Source organism: Streptomyces aurantiacus JA 4570, from assembly GCF_000414115.1.
Taxonomy (GTDB): domain Bacteria; phylum Actinomycetota; class Actinomycetes; order Streptomycetales; family Streptomycetaceae; genus Streptomyces; species Streptomyces aurantiacus_A.
Genome location: NZ_AOPZ01000018.1, coordinates 1 through 19413, shown reverse-complemented (window position 1 = coordinate 19413; position 19413 = coordinate 1). Strand labels below are relative to the sequence as shown.

The window sequence follows — 19413 nt, the reverse complement described above, 5'->3', positions numbered from 1 at the left end:
CGGCACCGCCACGGCCGGGCCGTCCCCCCCCCCGTGGTCGAGGCCGGGCTCAACCCGCCGTCGGCGGCGCGTCCTCGCCGACGGCGGGCGGCGGCACGCTCACGCGCGCGGCGCGCCGCTCACCGTCCAGGACCCGCAGGGCCCGCGCCAACGTCGCCGCGTGGACCTCCGTTTCGCCCCGACGGTGCATCAGCGCCAGCGCGTCCCGCAGTTCGGTCGCCCTGCTGACGAGCGCCTGTGCGGCGCGCAGTCCGCCGTACGTCTGCTCGGCGCGCGCCGGATTGATCCGGCCGACGAGGTCCACCACCGCCAGATAGGCGTCGATCACCTCGCCCTCGGCGCGCGTCAGGACGGGCAGGGGCGGCAGTTCGGGCAGCACCGTGGCCTCACCCGGCGTCCGCGCGCGAGGTCTTGCGGCTCGGCACGATCTGGTCCACGAGGCCGTACTCCACCGCGGCGGCGGCGTCCAGGACGGTGTCGCGCTCGATGTCCGCCGTGACCTGTTCGGGGTCGCGTCCGGTGTGCCGTACGAGCATCTCCTCCAGGAGCGCACGGGTGCGCCGCAGTTCGTCGGCCTGGATGGCGAGGTCGGTCGGCTGGCCCCGCAACGCCTCCGGGAGCGCCGGCTGCTGGAGCAGCACCCGGGCGCCGGGCAGGATCGACCGCTTCCCCGGTGTGCCCGCGGCGAGCAGCACCGCGGCGGCGGAAGCGGCCTGGCCGAGGCAGACGGTCTCCACGTCGCAGGTCGTGAACCGCAAGGTGTCGTAGATCGCCGTGGTCGCGCTGAAGGAGCCGCCGGGCGAGTTGATGTACAGCGAGATGTCCCGGTCCGGCGCGAGGTACTCCAGGTGCAGGAGCTGTGCCATCACGTCGTTCGCGGAGACGTCGTCGACCGGCGTGCCGAGGAAGACGATCCGCTCGTCGAGGAGCTTGGAGTACGGATCCAGCGTGCGGAGCCCCGAGCTGGTGCGCTCGGTGAACTCCGGCAGGACATGGCGGGCGAGGGCCTTCTCGGTGTGCATGGCGTACCTCCCGGTGTGTGCGGCATGCGTGCGGACGCGTGGTCATGCCGACGGGCGCCGTCGCCCGGGCGACGGCCTCTGTAAAAAATGTACAGGACGTACATGACGTTATGATGGGGGTATGGCCTACGAGATTCCGGTGACGCAAGCCCGCGCAGAGCTCGCCGAGCTGATCAACCGCGTTGTCTACGGCAACGAGCGTGTGGTCGTCACGCGCCACGGCAAGCCGCTCGTGGCCCTCGTGTCCGCCGACGACCTGCGGTTGCTCGAAGAGATCGAAGCGGCCCAGGAGATCTCCGCTGCCGCGGAGGAGCAGGTCATCAGCTCCGTCTCGCGGATCGGCTCCACGTCGTCCGGCGCGGGCGAACGGCAGCGCTTCGGTATCGCGGCCGAGCATCGCGGGCCCGCATGAGCTGAGGGGCGCCGCGGGACTCACGCGCACTGAAGGGTGCTGCGGGGCCGGCCAACGCGAAGGCCGTGTGCCCCCGTCCGCTACAGCGGGGGCACACGGCTGTTCTGATGGGGCGCTGCTGTTCTGATGGGGCGCTGCCTGGGGGCCCGTTCCGGTGTGGACGGAGGTGCGCCGGTTCCGACGGTGCGCCGGTTCCGACGGCGCGTCGGTCCGATGGCGCGTCCGTCCGATGGCGCGTCGGGTCAGCCGACCGGTGCCGGCTGCCGCGCCGTCGACGGCGCCGACGCCTCGGGCTCGTTCCGCCCGCGCCGGCCCCCGGCGAGTACCGCCGCGAGGCCCAGCGCCGCCCAGACGGCGAGGGTGACGGCGGGCCCCGTCGCCGCCGCCCCGTCGAAGAACGCCGTCGAGCGGAGCAGGGAACCGCCCGCGCCCGGAGGCAGCAACTGGCCGATGACGCCGATGGGTTCGGGCAGCAGCTCCGGCGCGGAGGTCACCCCCGAGAACGGGTTGCCGAGCAGCACCATCAGGAGCGCGCCCGCGCCGATGCCCGCCGGGCCGAGCAGCGCCGCCAACCCGGCCACCGTTGCCGCGACGGCGAGCGACGACAGGGCCAGCACTCCGGCTTCCGCCCACCAGTCACCCGTCAGGATGCCGAGCCAGCTGTCGGCGAGCGCGGCGGCGGCCAGGCCCACGAGCGTCGTCGCCAGGACCAGCGTTCCCACGGCGCGGATGCCGCGCAGCCCCAGGAGTGTCACCAGCGCGCCCGCCGCGACGCCCCCGATGGCCATCGGCAGCACGCTCGACCCGAGGGCGGCGCCACGCGGGTCGGCGGCGGGCGCGGGCACCACGTCGACCGTCGTGACCCGGGCGCCGTCCGGGGCGCCCGCCGTCACCGCCTGCTGGAGGAGCTGGGCGACGACCGGGCTCGCGGCGGTGGCCGTCAGCAGCTTGGGTTCGTTGCCGGCGACCTTGGGGTCCTTGCCGGTGACGACGACCGCGCCGTACACGGTCCTGGCCTCGATGGCGGCGCGGGCCTCGGCCTCGTCCGCGTACCGATGAAGGTCGAACGCGCCCTCGCGTCGCTCCAGTTGCTCCTGCACAGGCGCGGCGGCGGTGGCCGGGCCCGCCACGCCGAGCGGCAGGTCGCGCGGCGCGGTCCGGCAGGTCGCGCGGCGCGGTCCGCGCGGCCGGCCAGGCGAAGGCCCACAGGGCAAGGGTCACGACGGTCAGGACCAGCAGCGCGACCGTCAGCATGCGGCGGGCCTGCGGGGGCGCGGCAGGGGACGGCGTGGGCATGGAGTTCTCCAGAGTGAAGGGAGGAAGTCAGGAGGGTCCGCGGGAAGCGGCTAAAGAGAAGGATCGTTCGTTTTTCTCTGTCCCCACTGTGTTCCGGCTGTGGTCGATTGTCAAGAATGAATGTTCGTTTTAGATTGGGTGGCATGGCTCGCGTATCCCAGGAACACCTCGACGCCCGTCGCCGCCAGATCCTCGACGGCGCCGCCCTCTGCTTCGCCCGCAACGGCTTCCACGCCACGTCGATGCAGGACGTGCTGAAGGAGGTCGGCCTGTCGGCCGGCGCGGTCTATCGCTACTTCAGCGGCAAGGACGAGCTGATCCACGCCATCGTCTCCGAGGTGCTAGGGGAGATCCGGGCGATCTTCGAGGAGGCCGCGCGGCAGACGCCGCCCCCGCCGCCGGACGTCCTCGTCGGCCACGCGTTCGGCCAGGTGCTCGGCCTGAGGCCCGAACTCGCCCAGGACGGCCGGGCGTACTTCCCGCGGCTCCTCGTGCAGGCATGGACCGAGACGCTGCGCAACGACGAACTGCGCGCGCTCATCCAGGGTGGATACGACGGGGTGCGGGCGGCCTGGGTGCGGATCGTCGAGGGGTATCAGGCGGCGGGCATGATGCGCGCCGATGTCTCCGCGGACCGGGTCGCGCGGACGATGATCGCCGTGGCGCAGGGGTTCGCGGCCCAGGTCGCCCTGATCGACGACGTGCCGGTGGACGCGCTGGGGGACGGCCTGCGGGGCCTGATGAGTATGGGGGAGCCCGGCTGAGCAGGGTGCCGAGTATGGGGGAGCCCCGCTGACGGTCATGGCGGGGTCAAGGGCTGGTTAACCTCGCTGAAACTCCGTCCAACTAGCCTGCCCTGCCACGCCACCTGGGGATTCCGTAAGCCAAGGTGTACACCGGCAGGTAATTCGCTGCCCGCTACATCTATACCCGTCGCGGTGGCCGCGGCAGCCGGACCCCGCACGGTCCGGAGCGAGGACTGTGAGGTGGGACGTGCGACTGACCCCGCACGAGCAGGAGAGACTGCTCATCCATGTGGCCGCCGACGTGGCCGAGAAGCGCCGTGCGCGCGGGCTGCGCCTCAACCACCCCGAGGCGATCGCGCTCATCACGTCGCACATCCTCGAAGGGGCCCGCGACGGCCGCAGCGTCGCCGACCTGATGTCGTCGGGCCGCAACGTGCTCACGCGGGACGACGTCATGGAGGGCATCCCCGAGATGATCCACGACGTCCAGGTCGAGGCGACGTTCCCCGACGGCACCAAGCTCGTCACCGTCCACGAGCCGATCGTCTGACGGGGGTACGAGTCGTATGCCATCCGCAAACAGTGCGAGCGCCGAGGGCCCGCTCCGCCTCGACGGCCCCGGCATGGTCCCGGGCGAGATCTTCTTCGCGGACGGCCCCGTCGCCTTCAACGAGGGCCGCGCCGCCACCGCCCTGACCGTCCTCAACGCTGCCGACCGCCCCGTCCAGGTCGGCTCCCACTACCACTTCGCCGAGGCCAACCCCGGCCTGGAGTTCGACCGCGCCGCCGCGCGCGGCAAGCGGCTGAACATCGCCGCGGGCACCGCCGTGCGCTTCGAGCCCGGCATCCCCGTCGACGTGACGCTGGTCCCCCTCGCCGGCGCGCGCGTCGTGCCGGGGCTGCGGGGCGAGACGGGAGGCCCTCTCGATGCCTGAGCTGTCCCGCGCCGCGTACGCGGACCTCTTCGGCCCCACGACCGGCGACCGCATCCGGCTCGCCGACACCGTCCTGCTCGTCGAGATCGAGGAGGACCGCTCCGGCGGCCCCGGGCGCTCCGGCGACGAGGCGGTGTTCGGCGGCGGCAAGGTCATCCGCGAGTCGATGGGCCAGTCCCGGGCGACCCGCGCCGAAGGAACGCCCGACACCGTCATCACGGGCGCCGTGATCATCGACCACTGGGGCGTGATCAAGGCCGACGTCGGCATCCGCGACGGCCGGATCACCGGCATCGGCAAGGCCGGCAACCCGGACACGATGGACGGCGTGCACCCCGACCTCGTCATCGGTCCTGAGACCGAAGTCCTCGCGGGCAACGGCAAGATACTCACCGCGGGCGGCATCGACACGCACATCCACTTCATCTCGCCGACCATCGTCGACGAGGCGCTGGCCTCCGGCGTCACCACGCTCATCGGCGGCGGCACCGGCCCCGCCGAAGGCAGCAAGGCCACCACCATCACCCCCGGCGCCTGGCATCTGGCCCGGATGTTCGCCGCCATGGAGGACGCCCCGGTCAACATCGGCTTCCTGGGCAAGGGCAACACCACCTCGGCCGCGTCCATGCACGCCCAGCTCCGTGCCGGCGCCGTCAGCTTCAAGATCCATGAGGACTGGGGCGCGACGCCCGCGGTGATCGGCGCCTGCCTCGACGTGTGCGAGGAGACCGGCGCCCAACTCGCCGTCCACACCGACACCTTGAACGAGGCGGGCTTCGTGGACGCGACGTTCGCGGCGGTCGGCGGGCGTACGTTGCACGCCTTCCACGTGGAGGGCGCGGGCGGCGGCCACGCCCCCGACATGATCACCGCGGTCTCGCTGCCGAACATGCTCCCCAGCTCGACCAACCCGACCCGCCCGCACACCGTCAACACCGTCGAGGAGCACCTCGACATGCTGATGGTCTGTCACCACCTCAACCCGGCCGTCCCGGAGGACCTCGCCTTCGCCGAGTCCCGCATCCGCCCGACGACGATCGCCGCGGAGGACATCCTGCACGACCTCGGCGCCATCTCCATCATGTCCTCGGACTCGCAGGCGATGGGGCGCGTCGGCGAGGTGATCCTGCGGACCTGGCAGACGGCGCACGTGATGAAGCGGCGCCGCGGGTCGCTCCCGGGGGACACCCGGGCCGACAACCACCGGGCGCGGCGGTACGTCGCCAAGTACACGATCAACGCGGCCATCGCGCAGGGCATCGAGGGCGAGGTGGGCTCGGTCGAGAGCGGCAAGCTGGCCGACCTGGTCCTCTGGGACCCCGCGTTCTTCGGCGTGAAACCGCAGGTGGTGCTGAAGGGCGGGCAGATCGCGTACGCGCAGATGGGCGACGCCAACGCCTCCATCCCGACACCGCAGCCGGTCCTGCCGCGCCCCATGTTCGGCGGCCACGGCAAGGCGCCGGCGCGCAACTCGCTGAACTTCGTGACGCGCTCGGCGCTGGACGACGGCCTGCCTGAACGACTTGCTCTAAATAGAGCGTTCGTTCCAATCGCTTCCACTCGTGGCCGTACGAAGGCCGACATGCGCGAGAACGACGCCCTGCCGCGCGTCGAGGTCGCCCCCGACAGCTTCGCCGTACGCATCGACGGCGAGCTCGTCGAGCCCGCACCCGCCGCCGAACTGCCGCTGGCCCAGCGGTACTTCCTGTTCTGAGGCGGTGACCGCACATGTCGCGAGCCGCGCTGCTCGTCCTGGCCGACGGCCGCTTTCCGGCCGGGGGTCACGCGCACTCGGGCGGCGCCGAGGCGGCCGTGAAGGCGGGCCGGATCACCGGGGCGGCGTCCCTGGAGGACTTCTGCCGGGGGCGCCTGCACACCACCGGTTCGGTGTCGGCCGCGCTGGCCGCGGCCGCCGCGCTCGGCGTCGACCCCGCCACCCTCGACGAGGCGGCGGACGCGCGCACGCCGTCGGCCGCGCTGCGGGCCGCCGCCCGCAGGCTCGGGCGACAGCTGTTGCGAGCCGCGCGGGTCGCGTGGCCCTCGCCCGAACTCGACGCCCTGGCAAGGGAGTTCCCCAAAGGGGCGCACCAGCCGGTCGTGCTCGGCGTGGCGGCGCGGGCGGCGGGGCTCGGCGGGGAGGATGCCGCGTACTGCTCGGCGTACGAGAGCGTCAGCGGCCCTGCCACCGCGGTGGTCCGCCTCCTGAGCCTGGACCCCTTCGACGCCACGGCCGTCCTGGCCCGCCTCGCACCCGACCTGGACGACGTGGCCCGGGAAGCGGCGAGGTCCGCCCGGCGGGCGGTGGACGAGGGGGTGGACGCACTGCCCGCCGCGTCGGCGCCGCTGCTGGAGGTGGGGGCGGAGGGACATGCGGGGTGGGCGGTGCGGTTGTTCGCGTCCTAGGCAGGCCGGGGCCCCACCCTCCATACCTCCCGATCAGCCCGAACGGCCTCGTCCTCAATCGCCGGCCGGGCCTTCTCCCGCCCATCCACACAAGGAGCCACCCCATGCACCTCGACCACACGCACGACGAAGCCACAGCTGTGAGCGCGGACGCGCACCGCCCCGACGGCACCCGCCGAGCCCTCCGCATCGGCCTGGGCGGCCCCGTCGGCTCGGGCAAGACGGCCACGGTGGCCGCCCTCTGCCGGGCACTCCGCGACGAACTCTCCCTCGCCGTGGTGACGAACGACATCTACACCCGCGAGGACGCGGAGTTCCTGCTCCGCGAGGCGGTCCTGCCGCCGGAGCGCATCACCGCGGTGGAGACGGGAGCCTGCCCGCACACCGCGATCCGCGACGACATCTCCGCGAACCTGGAGGCGGTGGAGGACTTGGAGGATGAGGTCGGCCCGCTCGACCTCATCCTGGTGGAGTCCGGCGGCGACAACCTCACGGCGACGTTCTCGCGCGGCTTGGTGGACGCGCAGATCTTCGTCATCGACGTGGCGGGCGGCGACGACATCCCCCGCAAGGGCGGCCCCGGCGTCACCACGGCTGACCTGCTGGTCGTGAACAAGACCGACCTGGCTCCGTACGTGGGCTCGGACCTGGCCCGCATGGCAGCCGACGCGAAGGCTCAGCGCGCGGAACTGCCGGTGGTGTTCCAGTCCCTGAGGTCGGAGGAGCACGTCGCGGCGGTCGCGCGGTGGGTACGTGAGCAGCACGCGGCGTGGACGACGGTTTCGACGACGCGGGCGACGGCACCAGCCCAGTGACCCCACAAACCCTCACCCCCTCCACCCCCGGCCGGCCCTCGCCCCCAGACGAGCCGTCCACCCCGGCTCACCCGCTCCCAAGCCCCGCCGGCGTGCACGCCCACGCCCGCATCGGAGCCCGCGCCGACCCGCACGGCCGCACCGTCCTGCCCGTACTGGACGGCGAAGGCCCCCTGGCCCTGCGTCGCACCCGTGCCACGGGACCCGCGGCCCACGTCACGCTGGTCGGGGCGATGAGCGGCCCCTTGGGCGGGGACCGTCTCGCCGTCGACGCGGACGTGGGCGCGGGGGCGCGCCTGAGCGTCGGCTCGGCCGCGGCGACGATCGCGCTGCCGGGCCAGGACGGGACGGCGGCCCACTACGACGTGCGCCTGACCGTCGCCACCGGGGCCGAGCTGCGGTGGCTGCCGGAGCAGTTGATCTCGGTGCGGGGAAGCGAACTGCGCGTCACGACGAGGGCCGACGTCGAGGCGGGCGGCCGCCTGGTGCTGCGCGAGGAGCAGATCCTCGGCCGAACCGGCGAGAGCCCGGGCCTGCTGCACAGCCGGCTCACGGTCCGCTACGCGGGCCGAACCCTGCTCGACCAGGAACTGTCGTGCGGCCCTGGCGCCCCATCCGGCTGGGACGGCCCCGCCGTACTGGCGGGACACCGGGCGGTGGGCCAACTCGTCATCGTAGACCCCGAGTTCACGACCGAGCCCCCACCGGCAGCGATGCTCGGAGAACACGCAGCCCGCACCCCCCTCGCCGGCCCCGGCATCCTGATCACGGCCCTGGCCCCGGACGCCCTCCAACTCCGCCGTGTACTGGACGAAGCCCTGCACGGCTTGGCCTAGACCACGCCTTGGCCCCTCCGGCAGCCGGACTACCCCGGACCGCTCACCGGTACAAACCGATCCGTTTATCGGATTGCTAACTAGGCCCGCGTCGTGGGCGCTTGGATCTCTCCATGTCAAGCGCGAGTCCAGGGTGACTGCGTTCGCGAAAGTCCGTATGTGTACCCAGGAGGACGCTTAGGCTGGCTCCCAGTTTGGCTCCCGCACCCCCCGACCGTCGCGATCGATGACGTCGGAGGGGTCTCGGGCGTGCGTGCAGGGCTGGGAGGGTGGCTGAGATGGCGAAGCGTAGGCGGCCCCAACCGCGAGACGCACAAGGCAGGTACGCGCGCATGTCGGGCCCGCCCATCTGGTTCGTCGTTGGATTCGTGATCTTGGTTCTGATCATCGTCAATGCGCGCTGATGGTTGATCTGCGGGACGCGCCGCTTTCATGCGCTCCCTCGCGCAGGGGTCCTGCTCCCTTTGCAGCGTGGGCAGTCGTCGCTCCATCAGGTGGAACGACAATTCCTGGCAGGCGGCCACCATTTGTCCGCTAGTCTGATCGACGCCAAGTCGCCGTCTCCCGCATACGGGAGCTGACATGTGTCGCCGTCACCCCCAGTGGGGTGCTGACACGTCAGGAGAAGCCGATGTCCGGCAAGGACTACAGCTATGCCATCCCGGACCATCCGATCGAGTACACCCGGGTGGATCCGGAGTCCATCAAGTTCGATTCTCGTGCTCAGCGCAACCTCAACAAGCCACGTGCTCGGGCTATAGCCGAGAAGCTGGTCCCCACCGCGCTCGGGACGCCGATCCTCTCGCAACGCGAGGACGGGTATCAGTACGCCGTTGATGGCATGCACCGCGTATACGCCTGCCAACTCATTCGGGCAGGAGATGTCAAGGTCTCGGATCAGGTCCGCGACGCGATCGAGACTATCTCCTGCGAGGTCCACCTCGGCCTGTCGATGGCAAACGAGGCGTCCCTGTTCATCATCAAGAACAAGGAGTCCTCGAAGGTCGGTGCGAACGACGAGTTTAGGATCGGTGTATTGGCCGGGCACCCGCTCTTTGTGGACACCAACGTCGTGTTGGAAAAGCATCAGCTCAAGGTTGGAAGCCGCAGTGCTAACGGTGTGAGGGGCATCAAGGGAATCCTGAGTGTTGTCGAGGATCATGGTCCCGAGGTCCTGGATCAGTCGCTTGCCATCGCTGAGGAAGCTTGGGGTCGAGGACCCGACACCTGGCACTCTGTCACGATCGGCGGCATTGCCATAGTGATCTCCAAGCACCCTGATGTGGTCAAGCACAAAGAGTTGGCGCTGAGGCTCGGGCGTCAGGGTGGGCCCCTCGTCTACCATCGCGACCAACGACAACACTCGGGCTGACGGTACGAAGGGGCGTCTTAAGGCGGCTCACTTGGCGGTTGCTTCCGCCTGGAACGCGAGGCGGAGCGTGAACAAGATTCCTGTGCCGAACATCTTCGAGTAGCTTCGGCCGGCACACGCTGCCCCGCTCTCTGCTGAGGCGCGGGGCAGCGTGTTACCACTATCTACCCCGGCTCCCTACCGTCCGCCGTCGCCCTACACGTCTGTGGAACGGGCGTGCTTCACCACGTCCAGGTGGAGCGCGCCACTATACGAACGGCCTGGTCGCCGTAGGTCGCGTCTGCTCGGATCTGCCTAGGCCGATAGCGGACGGGATGGGAGCCACCCACCACGCTCGTGAAGATGTGCCCGCGGCCAGGGAGCGGTGCCCCCCTCCATCACGGTGCCGGTCGGCCCCCGCCGGAGGCGTCGTCTGCCACCACAGGTCGGAGTTGAGGGGCCTTTGGTGCCGGCCTTGGCCGACGATCAGTCGATGTAGGGTACCCGCCGCGATTCGTCCGGGCTGCGCCTGAAATGACGATCTGCCCCGCACAGGTGGGGCGTTGGGTTTGTGAGCGTGACACCAGCGGGAGCCAGTGTCAGTGCTGTTGATTACGCTCTTGTCATCAGACGATCGCCTAGGGGTGGGCCGTGAGAATCCAGGACCTGAGCAGCAGCACGGCCGTAGAAGCGGCCATCGCTGAGTTCGACAGCATGGGAGGGGTGGCGTTCCGAAGCCTGTACGGGTTCGGACCATCAACTCAGTACTACGTTAGCCACGGTGACCGGCTATACGACGCTAAGGCGATCGCCGGCGTCGCTTACGGCTATCAGCACCCAAGTCATGGGACGCTGCCAAGAGAAGAGTTCTCCGGTGGCGAGTCAGGGGCGAACCCGGTGCTTCGTGCGCTGGGGTTCGCCGTGCTCGACAGCCACTCGGAGACCGCCGGTGCCGAGCTGGAATGGCGTCTGGCCGTGTGGAGAAACCTGCTTGCTCGGCGAGACAGCGCTGGACTCGTAACGGCGGACGCCGTCCGCTCGGTGGGTGCGTACGGCAACTTTCGCGGCATTTGGACCGACAAAGCTCGCACAGAGCGAGTCCACCCGCACGGAGTCACGATCGGGCTGAAGCACACGGGACAGCACTACCCTGACGACCTCGACGAGCATGGAGTGCTCTACCACTACCCCGTGACGCGACAGCGGGGGCGTGACCGTGGGGAGGTAGACGCCACGAAGGCGGCCGCCTCGCTGCGCCTGCCCGTCTTCGTGATTACTGAGCACGGGGAGCTTCGGGGCGTACAGCTTGCTTGGGTGGAAGGCTGGGAGGATGAAAGCAGCCTCTTCCTGGTCAAGTTCGGGGAGACGCCGCCCGTACAGGTCATCGATCACGACCGATCGGATGAGCAGCCGTTTCGACTCGAAGGCAACCGGCGGCGCCGGCGAAGCGGAACCGTCGTCACGCGACCCGACCAGGCACGTTTCAAACTCGAAGTGTTCCAGCGGTACGGTCCCCGTTGCCCTCTCTCCGGTATCGCGGTACCTCAGATGGTGGAAGCTGCGCATCTCCGCGGAGATGCAGACGGAGGTACTTCCGATGCTCGCAACGGCTTGCCCATGAACGCAGCACTCCACAGAGCCTTTGACGCGCACCTCTTCGCCATCAACCCCGACACCATGACCGCAGAGGCGCGCCCCGGTGGGCCCACCCTGCATGATCTCGGCATCTTGCATCCCAAGCTGGAGCTGGAGCGTCTCCCACATCCGGATGCCCTCAGATGGCGCTACCTCGAGTGGCTGCGTTGCACCGGCCGCGAAGGCCAACAGACCGTGCGGTAGTAGCCAGCCGCCGTCCAAGCTCTGGCCGCAGGCGCGCTGCTGTTGCCCGTTCCCGCGACACAGCTAGGCGCTGCGACAGACCAGACGTGATGGGCTCAGGAAGGATGCCTATGTGGCCCGAGGGTTGCCGCGCACGACGAGCGTCATGTCCCTCTCGGCCAGTGGCGAAGCGGCTACGTCGGCGATATCTCCCCTAGCAAAGTGCGAATCTGAGATTGTGGTCGGATGCAACCTGAAGTACTTGCGGCATTAATCAGCACACCCATTGCGTCATGGGCTGCATACACGGCAGGTCGTGCACAAGCGCGCGGAGCTCTAGACGCAATGCGACTACAGGCACAGAGGCAAGCGTGTCTGGATGTGATCCGAGCTTCGCAGGATCTCGCTGAACGGATCTATCCAGCTCTGATAGAGGTCGTTAGTGAAGAAGGTTTTGTCGAAACCCCTCCAGACTTCTTGAAGGCAGAACGGGCGGAGCTCCGGTCGGCGGTGGATCGACTGGAACTAGAGGGGCCAGAGCCAGTCATCCCCTTCGCGCATGACCTACTAGATGCCGTGAGGGTTGTTGATGAAGAATGCATGTTGGAGACTCCGCAATTGCAAGCGATCTATCGACTGGCCGGGGGTTTTATTCGGCTATCCCGCCTATTTAGCCTTTCAGGCGCGGTGACCCTTACCTTCGGTGAGGAGGTGGCGGAAAACCTCCGGCATGCCATTATCGAGCAAAGCGGAGTTCGTGAAGCGCTCGAACCTTTGGTTGCAGGTAATTTCATGCCAGTCGGCATGGATGTTGAGATTGAAAAATGCAACTGGGATTACCTGGCGTGCGGCCTGGCAGATGATTTGAACGAATCACGTGCCAAATTCACGAGAGCTGCACGGGAGTATTTTGTCGATGATCGGAGATGGTCTCTCCTTCGGATATTGAGGGGTGGGAACGGGCCGGGCCGGCGGCACCTGCCCGTTCGCTGATCACTCTGCGGCTACCTTCGGCTCTGGGTCCAGAAGACCAGAACCGTGACGAACCCGGCACCAGCCCTGTAAGCGGCCCCCCGGAGCGCCTCCATGCCGAGATCTTGAAGGCCCCGCATGCGGAGCTGTGCGATCAATGATCGAAGCTTCGTGAACGTGCTGTTGTCGCAAGGCTTAGCCTTCTCCATGTGCTTCCTCTGTGTCTCTGAGTGGATAGATGGGTGACTGCAAGGGAGCCCTCGGATAGTGGCGTAGGAACCGTTTCCGAAACAGGGCTCCTTCTGCACTGTGCGTTGGTTGCTAGTCCCTAACTGTTCCACAGGTGGAGGGGCTTAGATTTCTAGACTTGGAGCGCAAAGCGGCTCAGGCTGTAGTCATAACGTGTTTGGGTGTAGCCAAAACGTGCATGGGCGTGCCCAAAATGCGTTCATGTGACGCTCGTCACGCAGTGTAGAGTTTTGGCCACGCGGGAGCAACAAGCCGACTCCATCCCTTACTAGACTTCGGTGTCGCAGCTAGCGTCGCCCTTCCGTCATCGATGAGGTATTCGCTGGTCACTGGTACTTAGGGATCGGGAGCTCTCGGGTACTCAACGGATTTCAGCAAAAATCTGCAAGTGCCTGCCGGAAGCTGTAAGTGACTGCGAGCTTCTGCTACCTGCGGATTTGAATTCATCGCCCGTTTGGCTGAATCTCGCCTGTAGGGAAACGGCTCGGAAGCTTGTCAGCAGGGGAATCAACTTGATCGTTTCCGAAGTTGACCCAAGACGGGTGGTCTACTGAAGCGCTCCGCCTTGACGTCGACTCGAGGGATTGGGTGGGGGCTATTCGGTGAGGTCGTCGTCGCGGGGCCACTTGATGATGGGTGGGTCGGCGGCGGGCCAGGTGATCTGTTCGGCGCGCTCCATGTGAAGGCGGTAGGGCCGCCAGGCTTCCACCGCGTCCAGGGCCGATGGCGGTTGCGGGAGGTCCTGCATGACGGGGCCCTGTCCGGTGGGAGCGAGGTTCTGTTCCCGCTCCAGCCACCATTCGGCCCACCCATAGACGGCTGACGGGTACAGCACGGTCGGGCCTGGCTCATCGCCGGTCACCGTGAGCAGATAGCCGCTCTGGTCGTGGAGGGTGTCCAGTCCGTGGGTGCGCAGCCAGACCAGCGCGGAGGTCTGAGGTGGTGACGCCGATAGCGATCGCCCATGGGCGCCGGTGGCGCAGGTGATCCAGCACCAGCAGCGGCGGTTTGGTGGGTCAGATTGGGAGAACTCGGCATCCGGTTCGGGGAGCAGGCGAAGCGCTTGAATGACTTGCCCTCGCGGATGTTCCCCACACTCAGATTGGTCTTCGATAACAACGTTGAACTGGCTGACAACTCGGTTCGTACGGCCCGAGAACAGCAATCTATGCGCGCCTCAATTTCATCGGTACGGCCCGACAAGTCATCGATCCTTAGTCCGCTACTGCTCTGGAAATTGACCGTGCTCGAGGTAGGCCACTTGCCCCTCAGCGCGAGCGAGCACGGCCGCGCGGACCCGTCGCGCGAGGCGTGGAATGGTCAAGGAATCGACGTCTTCGATGCTGTGGAAGGCATATGCCTTGATCTCCGTACGCTGCAACCGGATCTGTCCCTGAAGCTGCGTTGGGAGAGCCCCGCCATCGAAGAGGTACAGGACCTTGTCACCTTCGGTAGGGCTAGGGGCCCAATCGACGGCGAGAAGGCGACCGATCCCGGGCGTGATGCCCAGCTCTTCGCGGACCTCCCGCACGCATGCCTGTAGCGGGGATTCGCCGGCGTCGACGTACCCGCCCGGGATATCCCGGTAGTCCTTGTACGTGGGCTCAAGGAGCATGACGCGGTCCTGGTCATCGAAGAACAGCGCGCCCGCAGCCATGCGCGGGCGCGCCATCTTCGCTTCGTGTTCGTTCTCGGTCTCGCTCACACGACCGAGCCTAACCAGCTCACACGACGCGAAGCCTCTCGGCCAGATCGGCCACGGAACGGCTCGGCCGGCCACGGGTGCCGCGGACCCAGCCGAGTACGAGTTCACGGCTCATGTAGTGGTGCCTGACCTGCTCAGGCGCCATCTGCTCAGCTTCGAGAACGACAGCGAGCGCTTCGTCCGTGCGGTTCCGAGCCGTGAGCGCTCGCGCTACTTCGAGGTCGTGCCGCACACGGCGTTCGGTGGGAAGGCCGCTCGTATCGACCTGCGGCCCAAGTTCCGAAGCGATCTGGAAGTCTCCGAGCTCACCAGCGGTGGCCACCTTGTGGATCGCGACATTGGTGGGCCCGAAGGCGGTCCACATGTGGTTGGCGTCCGCCCCCAGGCGTGTGGCTGCCGACTCCGCCTCACGAAGGTAGGTCTGCGCCGTCGCGCGATCCTCCGCACGAGCGGCCGCCATCGCCCCGGTGAGGAACAAGGTCCCATAGACGGACAGGTACGAGGGCGAAGCCGCTCCAAGGCCAGTCTCCAGGAACCCTGCCGCATCGCTCACGAGCTGGACGGCAGTCTCGTATCGACCGGTGGACAGCAAGCAGTGCGTCACGGACCGGAAGAGCGACCCAACGATGACGTTGTTCCCGCTCTGCTGTGCGGCGGCAAGCCCGCGGTCCGCCGCCATCCAGGCAAGCTCGCTCTCCCCCAGCTTGCCGAGCACCATGGCCGCACCCTGGTACGTCAGAGCAAGCAGCGCGTTCGCTTCGTCCCGCTCCTGGCCTGTGCACGTACGCACCGCAAGTAGAGCGTCCGACAGGATGAGCGGCAACTGCCGCGTGGCGAAACCGAATCGCGAGCCCTGGTAGGCGTCCCACACCTCGCTCACGTCGGATCGCAGGTTCGCCAGGGTCGGCGGCTCGCCATCGGCGGGCGCGCTCAGGAGAGGCGTCAACTGGCGGTAGTCCATGAGCGCTTCGCGCAGCGCGGGGACCGTACGCCGGCCACTCTCGTTTGACCACTCCAACAGGGTCGGCTCGCCGATGAGGTCTCCAATGGACACGTCCAGGGCGTGAGCCAGCGAGCGGATCACTGAGAGCCGGTCTAGCTGGATGCGGTTGTTCTCGACCTTGCCGAGCCAGTCCGGCGTACGGACGACCAGCCCTGCCAGCACTTCCTGGGAGATTCCGCGGCGGTGGCGGTACCAAGCCACACGCTCGCCGATCGTCAGTTGCTGCGTCATTCCTCGCATGACTTCAGCGTCACCTCGGTTCGGATGAGGACCCCGGAAGGTTTTTCCGGGGTCGCTTCAGTGCCTGGTCATAGCGTCGTGGGTGTCGAGACCGAGACGTCCACGGCGGCGGCAAGGAGGCACAGCTATGTCTCTGACGGCTGATGAACGGCACCAAGTGATGGTGGCTCTTGCTGAGCTCTCCGCGGAAGTGGACGCGCTCGCTGAGAGGGCACGGCGCTTAGCGGACACCTTCAGCTCTTCCCCTCCGCCCCCTCCACCCGGCGGAGACGTTCATCAAGACGCTCCAGATGCTCACGGACCGATTCGATCTCCCTCATGATCGCGGTGAACTCTGGGCTGGGAGTCGGCTTCTCTCGGGCATCCAGAGCTTGGGCGCTCACGAAGTAGCCGCGCGTTGAGTCCGGGGTCACCAAGCCCCATTTTGTGAGGAGTTGGAGGGCCTTCGTTGCCGTCCCCGCGGCGACTCCGAAGCGCTCTGCGATCGCCCGCACCGATGGCAGCTTGTCGCCCGCCCTCACCTTGCCGGTCTTGATTTCCTCTCGCAGGGTCTCGGCGATCTGCTCGTTCACCCGTCGCGCGTCATCAGCAGTTTGCGTCATGCCTCGATGCTAGCCCGCGCTGAACTAGATCAAGCAGCACACACAGCACACCCTCTTGTGCTGGTTGTATCAGTAGTGCTAGAACAGTTTTAGTGCACCACCCGGAAGGGCGGAGCGCTCGTACGACCAGTTTGACCTGCACAAACGCCCGGAGGGCTCCGTGAAAACGGGCTCGATGGAAGCGACTGGGGCTTGAGAACTGAACAGCGTGCCAAGTCGACGGGGTGAGAGTCCCCGTCCCCGCAACGGCCCGGGTGACGGCCGCCGGCGGCCACTTCGTGGCGGGTGAACCTGTCCTGCCCCGCGTGCCAGCTCTGGAGAACACCGCTCGGGATCATCCCTTCATTTCTGGAGGTCAGCCCCTGGGGTGCCACCTGGTGCGCGCCGCCCTGCTGGCGTCAGAGCAGTGACGATGACGCGCCCGATTTCCCCGGCTCGGGGCCGGTGCGCCGTTGCAAGCGGTGTGCCGGTGAAGCCGTGTCTCTTCGCCCCTGAGGGGGTCGGTGTGAACCGACGACATACTTTGGCGCCGCCGGCTTGGACCAGCCGACGGCACCCGTACGTTCCCGGTCCGTCTCTTCCTGGTCTCGCAGCGTCAGCCGCTGCGGCCGGTTGCTTCCTCTCGTTCGTCCGGGCGCTCTCCGGAGCGGTCCCGGCCGGACGGGGGTGAGGGGAGCCGGAGCTCACCAAGGGAGTTCGCATGTCTGAGATGCCGTATCTGCATCAGCGCATCCTCGTTCGCGCTGCTCAGCGTGACGACCACAGAGTGGCGTCGAAGAACGCCGACGCTGTGATGCGCCTGTACGCGGCCGACCTGGTTTCCCGCGAGGTTCTGACCCCGTCCGGGCTCGCTCTTGCGCGGAAGTTGATGCAGCGCGAGTCCGCACAGCACTGACGCACACAGCCCCGGCAGCGTGCCGTGAGGGCGCCGGATCGAATCCGGCCCGGGGCGCCGCCGCCCGTCTGGCGGCCCGCCGCCTGAGCGCGGCTTTCTCATCTACGGCGTGCACCCCCGGAGTTGCAGCTCCGGGGGTGCAGCTCCGGGGGTGCTGTTCGGGCCGTTCCGCTGGCTAAGGAGACACGACCCATGAAGTGCATCGTTGCTGGTCATGCTGCTGTTACGGCAGCGGAGTTCGTGGAGTTGGCGTTGGCGGAGCTGCGGGAGGTCGACCCCCTCGCCGCGGCCTACGCCCGGGCGCTGCTGCGGGCGAGTGACCTGCCGAGGCGAGCGTCGCGTCCGTGGCGCGTTCGCCGGGCGTCGGCCCGCCGCGCGGGCATCTGCGCTGTGCAGGGTGCGGCGGTGGCGGCGTGAGCGAGAACCTGACGCTGGATAACCTGGCCGTGCCGCTGCGCGTCCTGCGCGTACTGGCCGCGGAGTTCGGGCACTTGGCGGCACCGTCGGTGCAGGTGTCCACCATCTACCCGAACCGGCTGGACTTGACGTTCCACGACGACCTGCCTGGCTTCGAGGCGTGGCGGGCGGCGCTGGGAATCTCCCCGGACGCGGTGACCTACGGCGAACAGACTCACCGGACGCGCATTCTGCGGGCGCAAGCCGAGTACGCGGGCGCGGTGGTCAATCTGACCGGCTTCGCGGACATCGTCGTCCCGGCGACAGTCGGGGGTGCGTCATGAGTGCTGCGGCCCGTGTGGATCCGGGGTTGACGGGCGTCGATACTGTGTCGACGCCCGTCAACGTGGAAGGCGTCATCACCGCCGTTGCCGGGGTGCTCACGGTGGTGCTCACCGCGGCGGCATTCTGGCTCTCCTACGAGCACTTACAAGAGGTCGCTGCGCAGCATGGGATGGCGGACGCGGTCGCCCGCTCGTGGGCCTGGCCTGCGACCGTGGATCTATTCATCGTGATCGGTGAGCTGTTGATCCTGCGTGCCTCCCTCGCCCACAGGGTCGACTGGTGGGCGATCGGTCTGGTCACCGCAGGCGACGGCGCCTCCATCGCGCTGAACGTCGCGGGAGTCGGGCAAGACGCCAACGTCCTGAACTACGTGGTAGCCGCGGTTCCTCCCGTGGCCGCGCTGTTGGCGTTCGGCGCGCTGATGCGCCAAGTCCACGCCTACCTTGCCCGCCGCACGTCGACGGGCGTCGCCCTGCCGCCGTCGGGCGTCAACGCCCCGTCGACGCCCGTCGACGCTGCGCCCGCCGCCGTTCCGTCCGAGCCCGTCCAGGCGGCTGAACCCGCGCCGGATCTCCCGAGCGCAGCGCTGCGTATCGCGCCTGCGCCGACGCCCGTCACGGTGGCGTCGACACTCGACGAAGCGCGGTCGACGGCCGTCGACCTGTGCCTGCCGGTGATCTACCCGAACCGCGTGGATCAACTGGTACGGGCCCTGTACGGGACGGACTTCACGCAGCCGAGTACGGCCCGCATGACGCAGGCCATGGCCGCGTTGGGACTGGGCGCGTCGGATTCGACCGCCCGCACCGCGCGTGGCCGAGTCAAGGCGCGTGAGCCGCACCTGGCCGCTTTCCCCACCGCAATCGCCGGATAGGGGCCCGGGATGTCGCTTACGTACGCCGACTGCTTCGATCCGTCCGGCGCCCGCTACGGGGTGCCGTCCTACCCCTTCCGCCTGGCGCCGGACGGGCTGGCGACCCGGCGCCAGCTTCGCGCTCGCGGGCTGCGGCCGGGGGGTCAGCCGATAGCCGCGCAGGTGATGCGCGCGAATCGGCGCGCCGGGGGTCACCTGGTGGCCTACCTGTACCGGATCGACCGGGCCAAGCCGGTCCGCCCGATGACCTCGCGCAAGTGGGGTGCGCTCGCGCTGGCGATGCTCGCCCGCCGCACCTGCCCGCGCTGCCGGCTCGATGTCGGCTACTGCATCCCACGCTCCAAAGGAATCTGCGGCCTGTGCCTCGCCGCTGAGGAACAGCGCGCCGCCTGACCCTTCAACTTCCTGGAGTTTCGCTGTGTCCAGCCGTACCCGGCCCCGGGCCCGCACCATGAAGGTGCCCGTCGGGGCAACCACCGTCCGTATCCCGCGCCAGCG

At 68.3% G+C, this 19413-nt stretch carries 21 protein-coding genes and 1 pseudogene; 15 read left to right on the top strand and 7 right to left on the bottom strand.

Annotated elements, in window-relative coordinates:
* Nucleotides 1-49: 49 nt before the first annotated feature.
* Complete coding sequence (locus STRAU_RS02660; protein WP_016638680.1) at nt 50-379, bottom strand: hypothetical protein; 330 nt, start codon at nt 377-379, stop codon at nt 50-52.
* Between the two features lie 7 nt (nt 380-386).
* Nucleotides 387-1022 (bottom strand): ATP-dependent Clp protease proteolytic subunit, encoded by a 636-nt coding sequence (locus tag STRAU_RS02655; RefSeq protein WP_016638679.1) that lies wholly within the window; start codon nt 1020-1022, stop codon nt 387-389.
* Nucleotides 1023-1143: 121 nt separating this feature from the next.
* Here STRAU_RS02655 and STRAU_RS02650 point away from each other — a divergent pair, with 121 nt between their 5' ends.
* Nucleotides 1144-1434: a type II toxin-antitoxin system Phd/YefM family antitoxin gene (locus STRAU_RS02650; RefSeq protein WP_016638678.1), complete on the top strand. Its 291-nt coding sequence runs from the start codon at nt 1144-1146 to the stop codon at nt 1432-1434.
* A 242-nt stretch (nt 1435-1676) separates the two neighbouring features.
* On the opposite strand, the pseudogene STRAU_RS02645 reads toward STRAU_RS02650, so the two are convergent.
* A pseudogene (locus tag STRAU_RS02645) lies at nt 1677-2730 on the bottom strand (ABC transporter permease).
* 143 nt (nt 2731-2873) lie between these two features.
* Between STRAU_RS02645 and STRAU_RS02640 the strand changes: the two are divergent.
* From STRAU_RS02640 to STRAU_RS42180, 10 genes are all read left to right on the top strand, one after another.
* On the top strand, nt 2874-3494 hold the full coding sequence (locus STRAU_RS02640; protein ID WP_016638676.1) for a TetR/AcrR family transcriptional regulator: 621 nt from the start codon (nt 2874-2876) through the stop codon (nt 3492-3494).
* Between the two features lie 229 nt (nt 3495-3723).
* The gene (locus STRAU_RS02635; protein WP_016638675.1) at nt 3724-4026 is read left to right on the top strand and encodes an urease subunit gamma; all 303 of its coding nucleotides are present in this window, start codon (nt 3724-3726) and stop codon (nt 4024-4026) included.
* Between the two features lie 73 nt (nt 4027-4099).
* Nucleotides 4100-4411, top strand: a complete 312-nt coding sequence (locus tag STRAU_RS02630; protein ID WP_016638674.1) for an urease subunit beta — start codon at nt 4100-4102, stop codon at nt 4409-4411.
* Nucleotides 4404-6125: an urease subunit alpha gene (locus STRAU_RS02625; protein ID WP_016638673.1), complete on the top strand. Its 1722-nt coding sequence runs from the start codon at nt 4404-4406 to the stop codon at nt 6123-6125. The genes STRAU_RS02630 and STRAU_RS02625 overlap by 8 nt, the downstream gene beginning before the upstream one ends.
* A 14-nt stretch (nt 6126-6139) precedes the next feature.
* On the top strand, nt 6140-6814 hold the full coding sequence (locus tag STRAU_RS02620; protein ID WP_016638671.1) for an urease accessory protein UreF: 675 nt from the start codon (nt 6140-6142) through the stop codon (nt 6812-6814).
* A gap of 104 nt (nt 6815-6918) precedes the next feature.
* Nucleotides 6919-7629, top strand: coding sequence for an urease accessory protein UreG (gene ureG, locus STRAU_RS02615; RefSeq protein WP_016638672.1), 711 nt, complete (start codon nt 6919-6921; stop codon nt 7627-7629).
* A gap of 92 nt (nt 7630-7721) precedes the next feature.
* Nucleotides 7722-8465, top strand: a complete 744-nt coding sequence (locus tag STRAU_RS02610) for an urease accessory protein UreD (protein WP_016638670.1) — start codon at nt 7722-7724, stop codon at nt 8463-8465.
* Between the two features lie 631 nt (nt 8466-9096).
* Entirely contained in the window at nt 9097-9837 is a 741-nt protein-coding gene (locus tag STRAU_RS02605) for a DUF6551 family protein (protein WP_052028923.1), read from the top strand.
* A gap of 630 nt (nt 9838-10467) precedes the next feature.
* Complete coding sequence (locus tag STRAU_RS39870) at nt 10468-11655, top strand: HNH endonuclease (RefSeq protein ID WP_259299809.1); 1188 nt, start codon at nt 10468-10470, stop codon at nt 11653-11655.
* Between the two features lie 324 nt (nt 11656-11979).
* Nucleotides 11980-12627, top strand: a complete 648-nt coding sequence (locus tag STRAU_RS42180) for a hypothetical protein (RefSeq protein WP_158691998.1) — start codon at nt 11980-11982, stop codon at nt 12625-12627.
* An 823-nt stretch (nt 12628-13450) separates the two neighbouring features.
* On the opposite strand, the gene STRAU_RS38800 is transcribed toward STRAU_RS42180, so the two are convergent.
* From STRAU_RS38800 to STRAU_RS02580, 4 genes are all read right to left on the bottom strand, one after another.
* Nucleotides 13451-13690: a hypothetical protein gene (locus tag STRAU_RS38800; RefSeq protein ID WP_016638669.1), complete on the bottom strand. Its 240-nt coding sequence runs from the start codon at nt 13688-13690 to the stop codon at nt 13451-13453.
* Between the two features lie 387 nt (nt 13691-14077).
* Nucleotides 14078-14527, bottom strand: coding sequence for an NUDIX domain-containing protein (locus tag STRAU_RS02590; protein ID WP_037657170.1), 450 nt, complete (start codon nt 14525-14527; stop codon nt 14078-14080).
* Nucleotides 14528-14579: 52 nt separating this feature from the next.
* Nucleotides 14580-15794, bottom strand: a complete 1215-nt coding sequence (locus STRAU_RS02585; protein ID WP_016638668.1) for a helix-turn-helix domain-containing protein — start codon at nt 15792-15794, stop codon at nt 14580-14582.
* A gap of 242 nt (nt 15795-16036) precedes the next feature.
* A complete protein-coding gene (locus STRAU_RS02580; protein WP_078620929.1) occupies nt 16037-16405 on the bottom strand; it encodes a GntR family transcriptional regulator in 369 nt (122 codons plus the stop codon).
* A 700-nt stretch (nt 16406-17105) separates the two neighbouring features.
* On the opposite strand from STRAU_RS02580, the gene STRAU_RS02575 reads away from it, so the two are divergent.
* From STRAU_RS02575 to STRAU_RS02555, 4 genes are all read left to right on the top strand, one after another.
* Nucleotides 17106-17300, top strand: a complete 195-nt coding sequence (locus STRAU_RS02575) for a hypothetical protein (RefSeq protein ID WP_037657168.1) — start codon at nt 17106-17108, stop codon at nt 17298-17300.
* A gap of 413 nt (nt 17301-17713) precedes the next feature.
* A complete protein-coding gene (locus STRAU_RS02565) occupies nt 17714-18040 on the top strand; it encodes a hypothetical protein (protein ID WP_016638664.1) in 327 nt (108 codons plus the stop codon).
* Nucleotides 18037-18915: a DUF2637 domain-containing protein gene (locus tag STRAU_RS02560; protein WP_078620928.1), complete on the top strand. Its 879-nt coding sequence runs from the start codon at nt 18037-18039 to the stop codon at nt 18913-18915. Before STRAU_RS02565 ends, STRAU_RS02560 begins: the two co-directional genes overlap by 4 nt.
* Nucleotides 18916-18924: 9 nt before the next feature.
* Nucleotides 18925-19308: an RRQRL motif-containing zinc-binding protein gene (locus tag STRAU_RS02555; RefSeq protein ID WP_016638662.1), complete on the top strand. Its 384-nt coding sequence runs from the start codon at nt 18925-18927 to the stop codon at nt 19306-19308.
* The last annotated feature ends 105 nt before the right edge of the window (nt 19309-19413 follow it).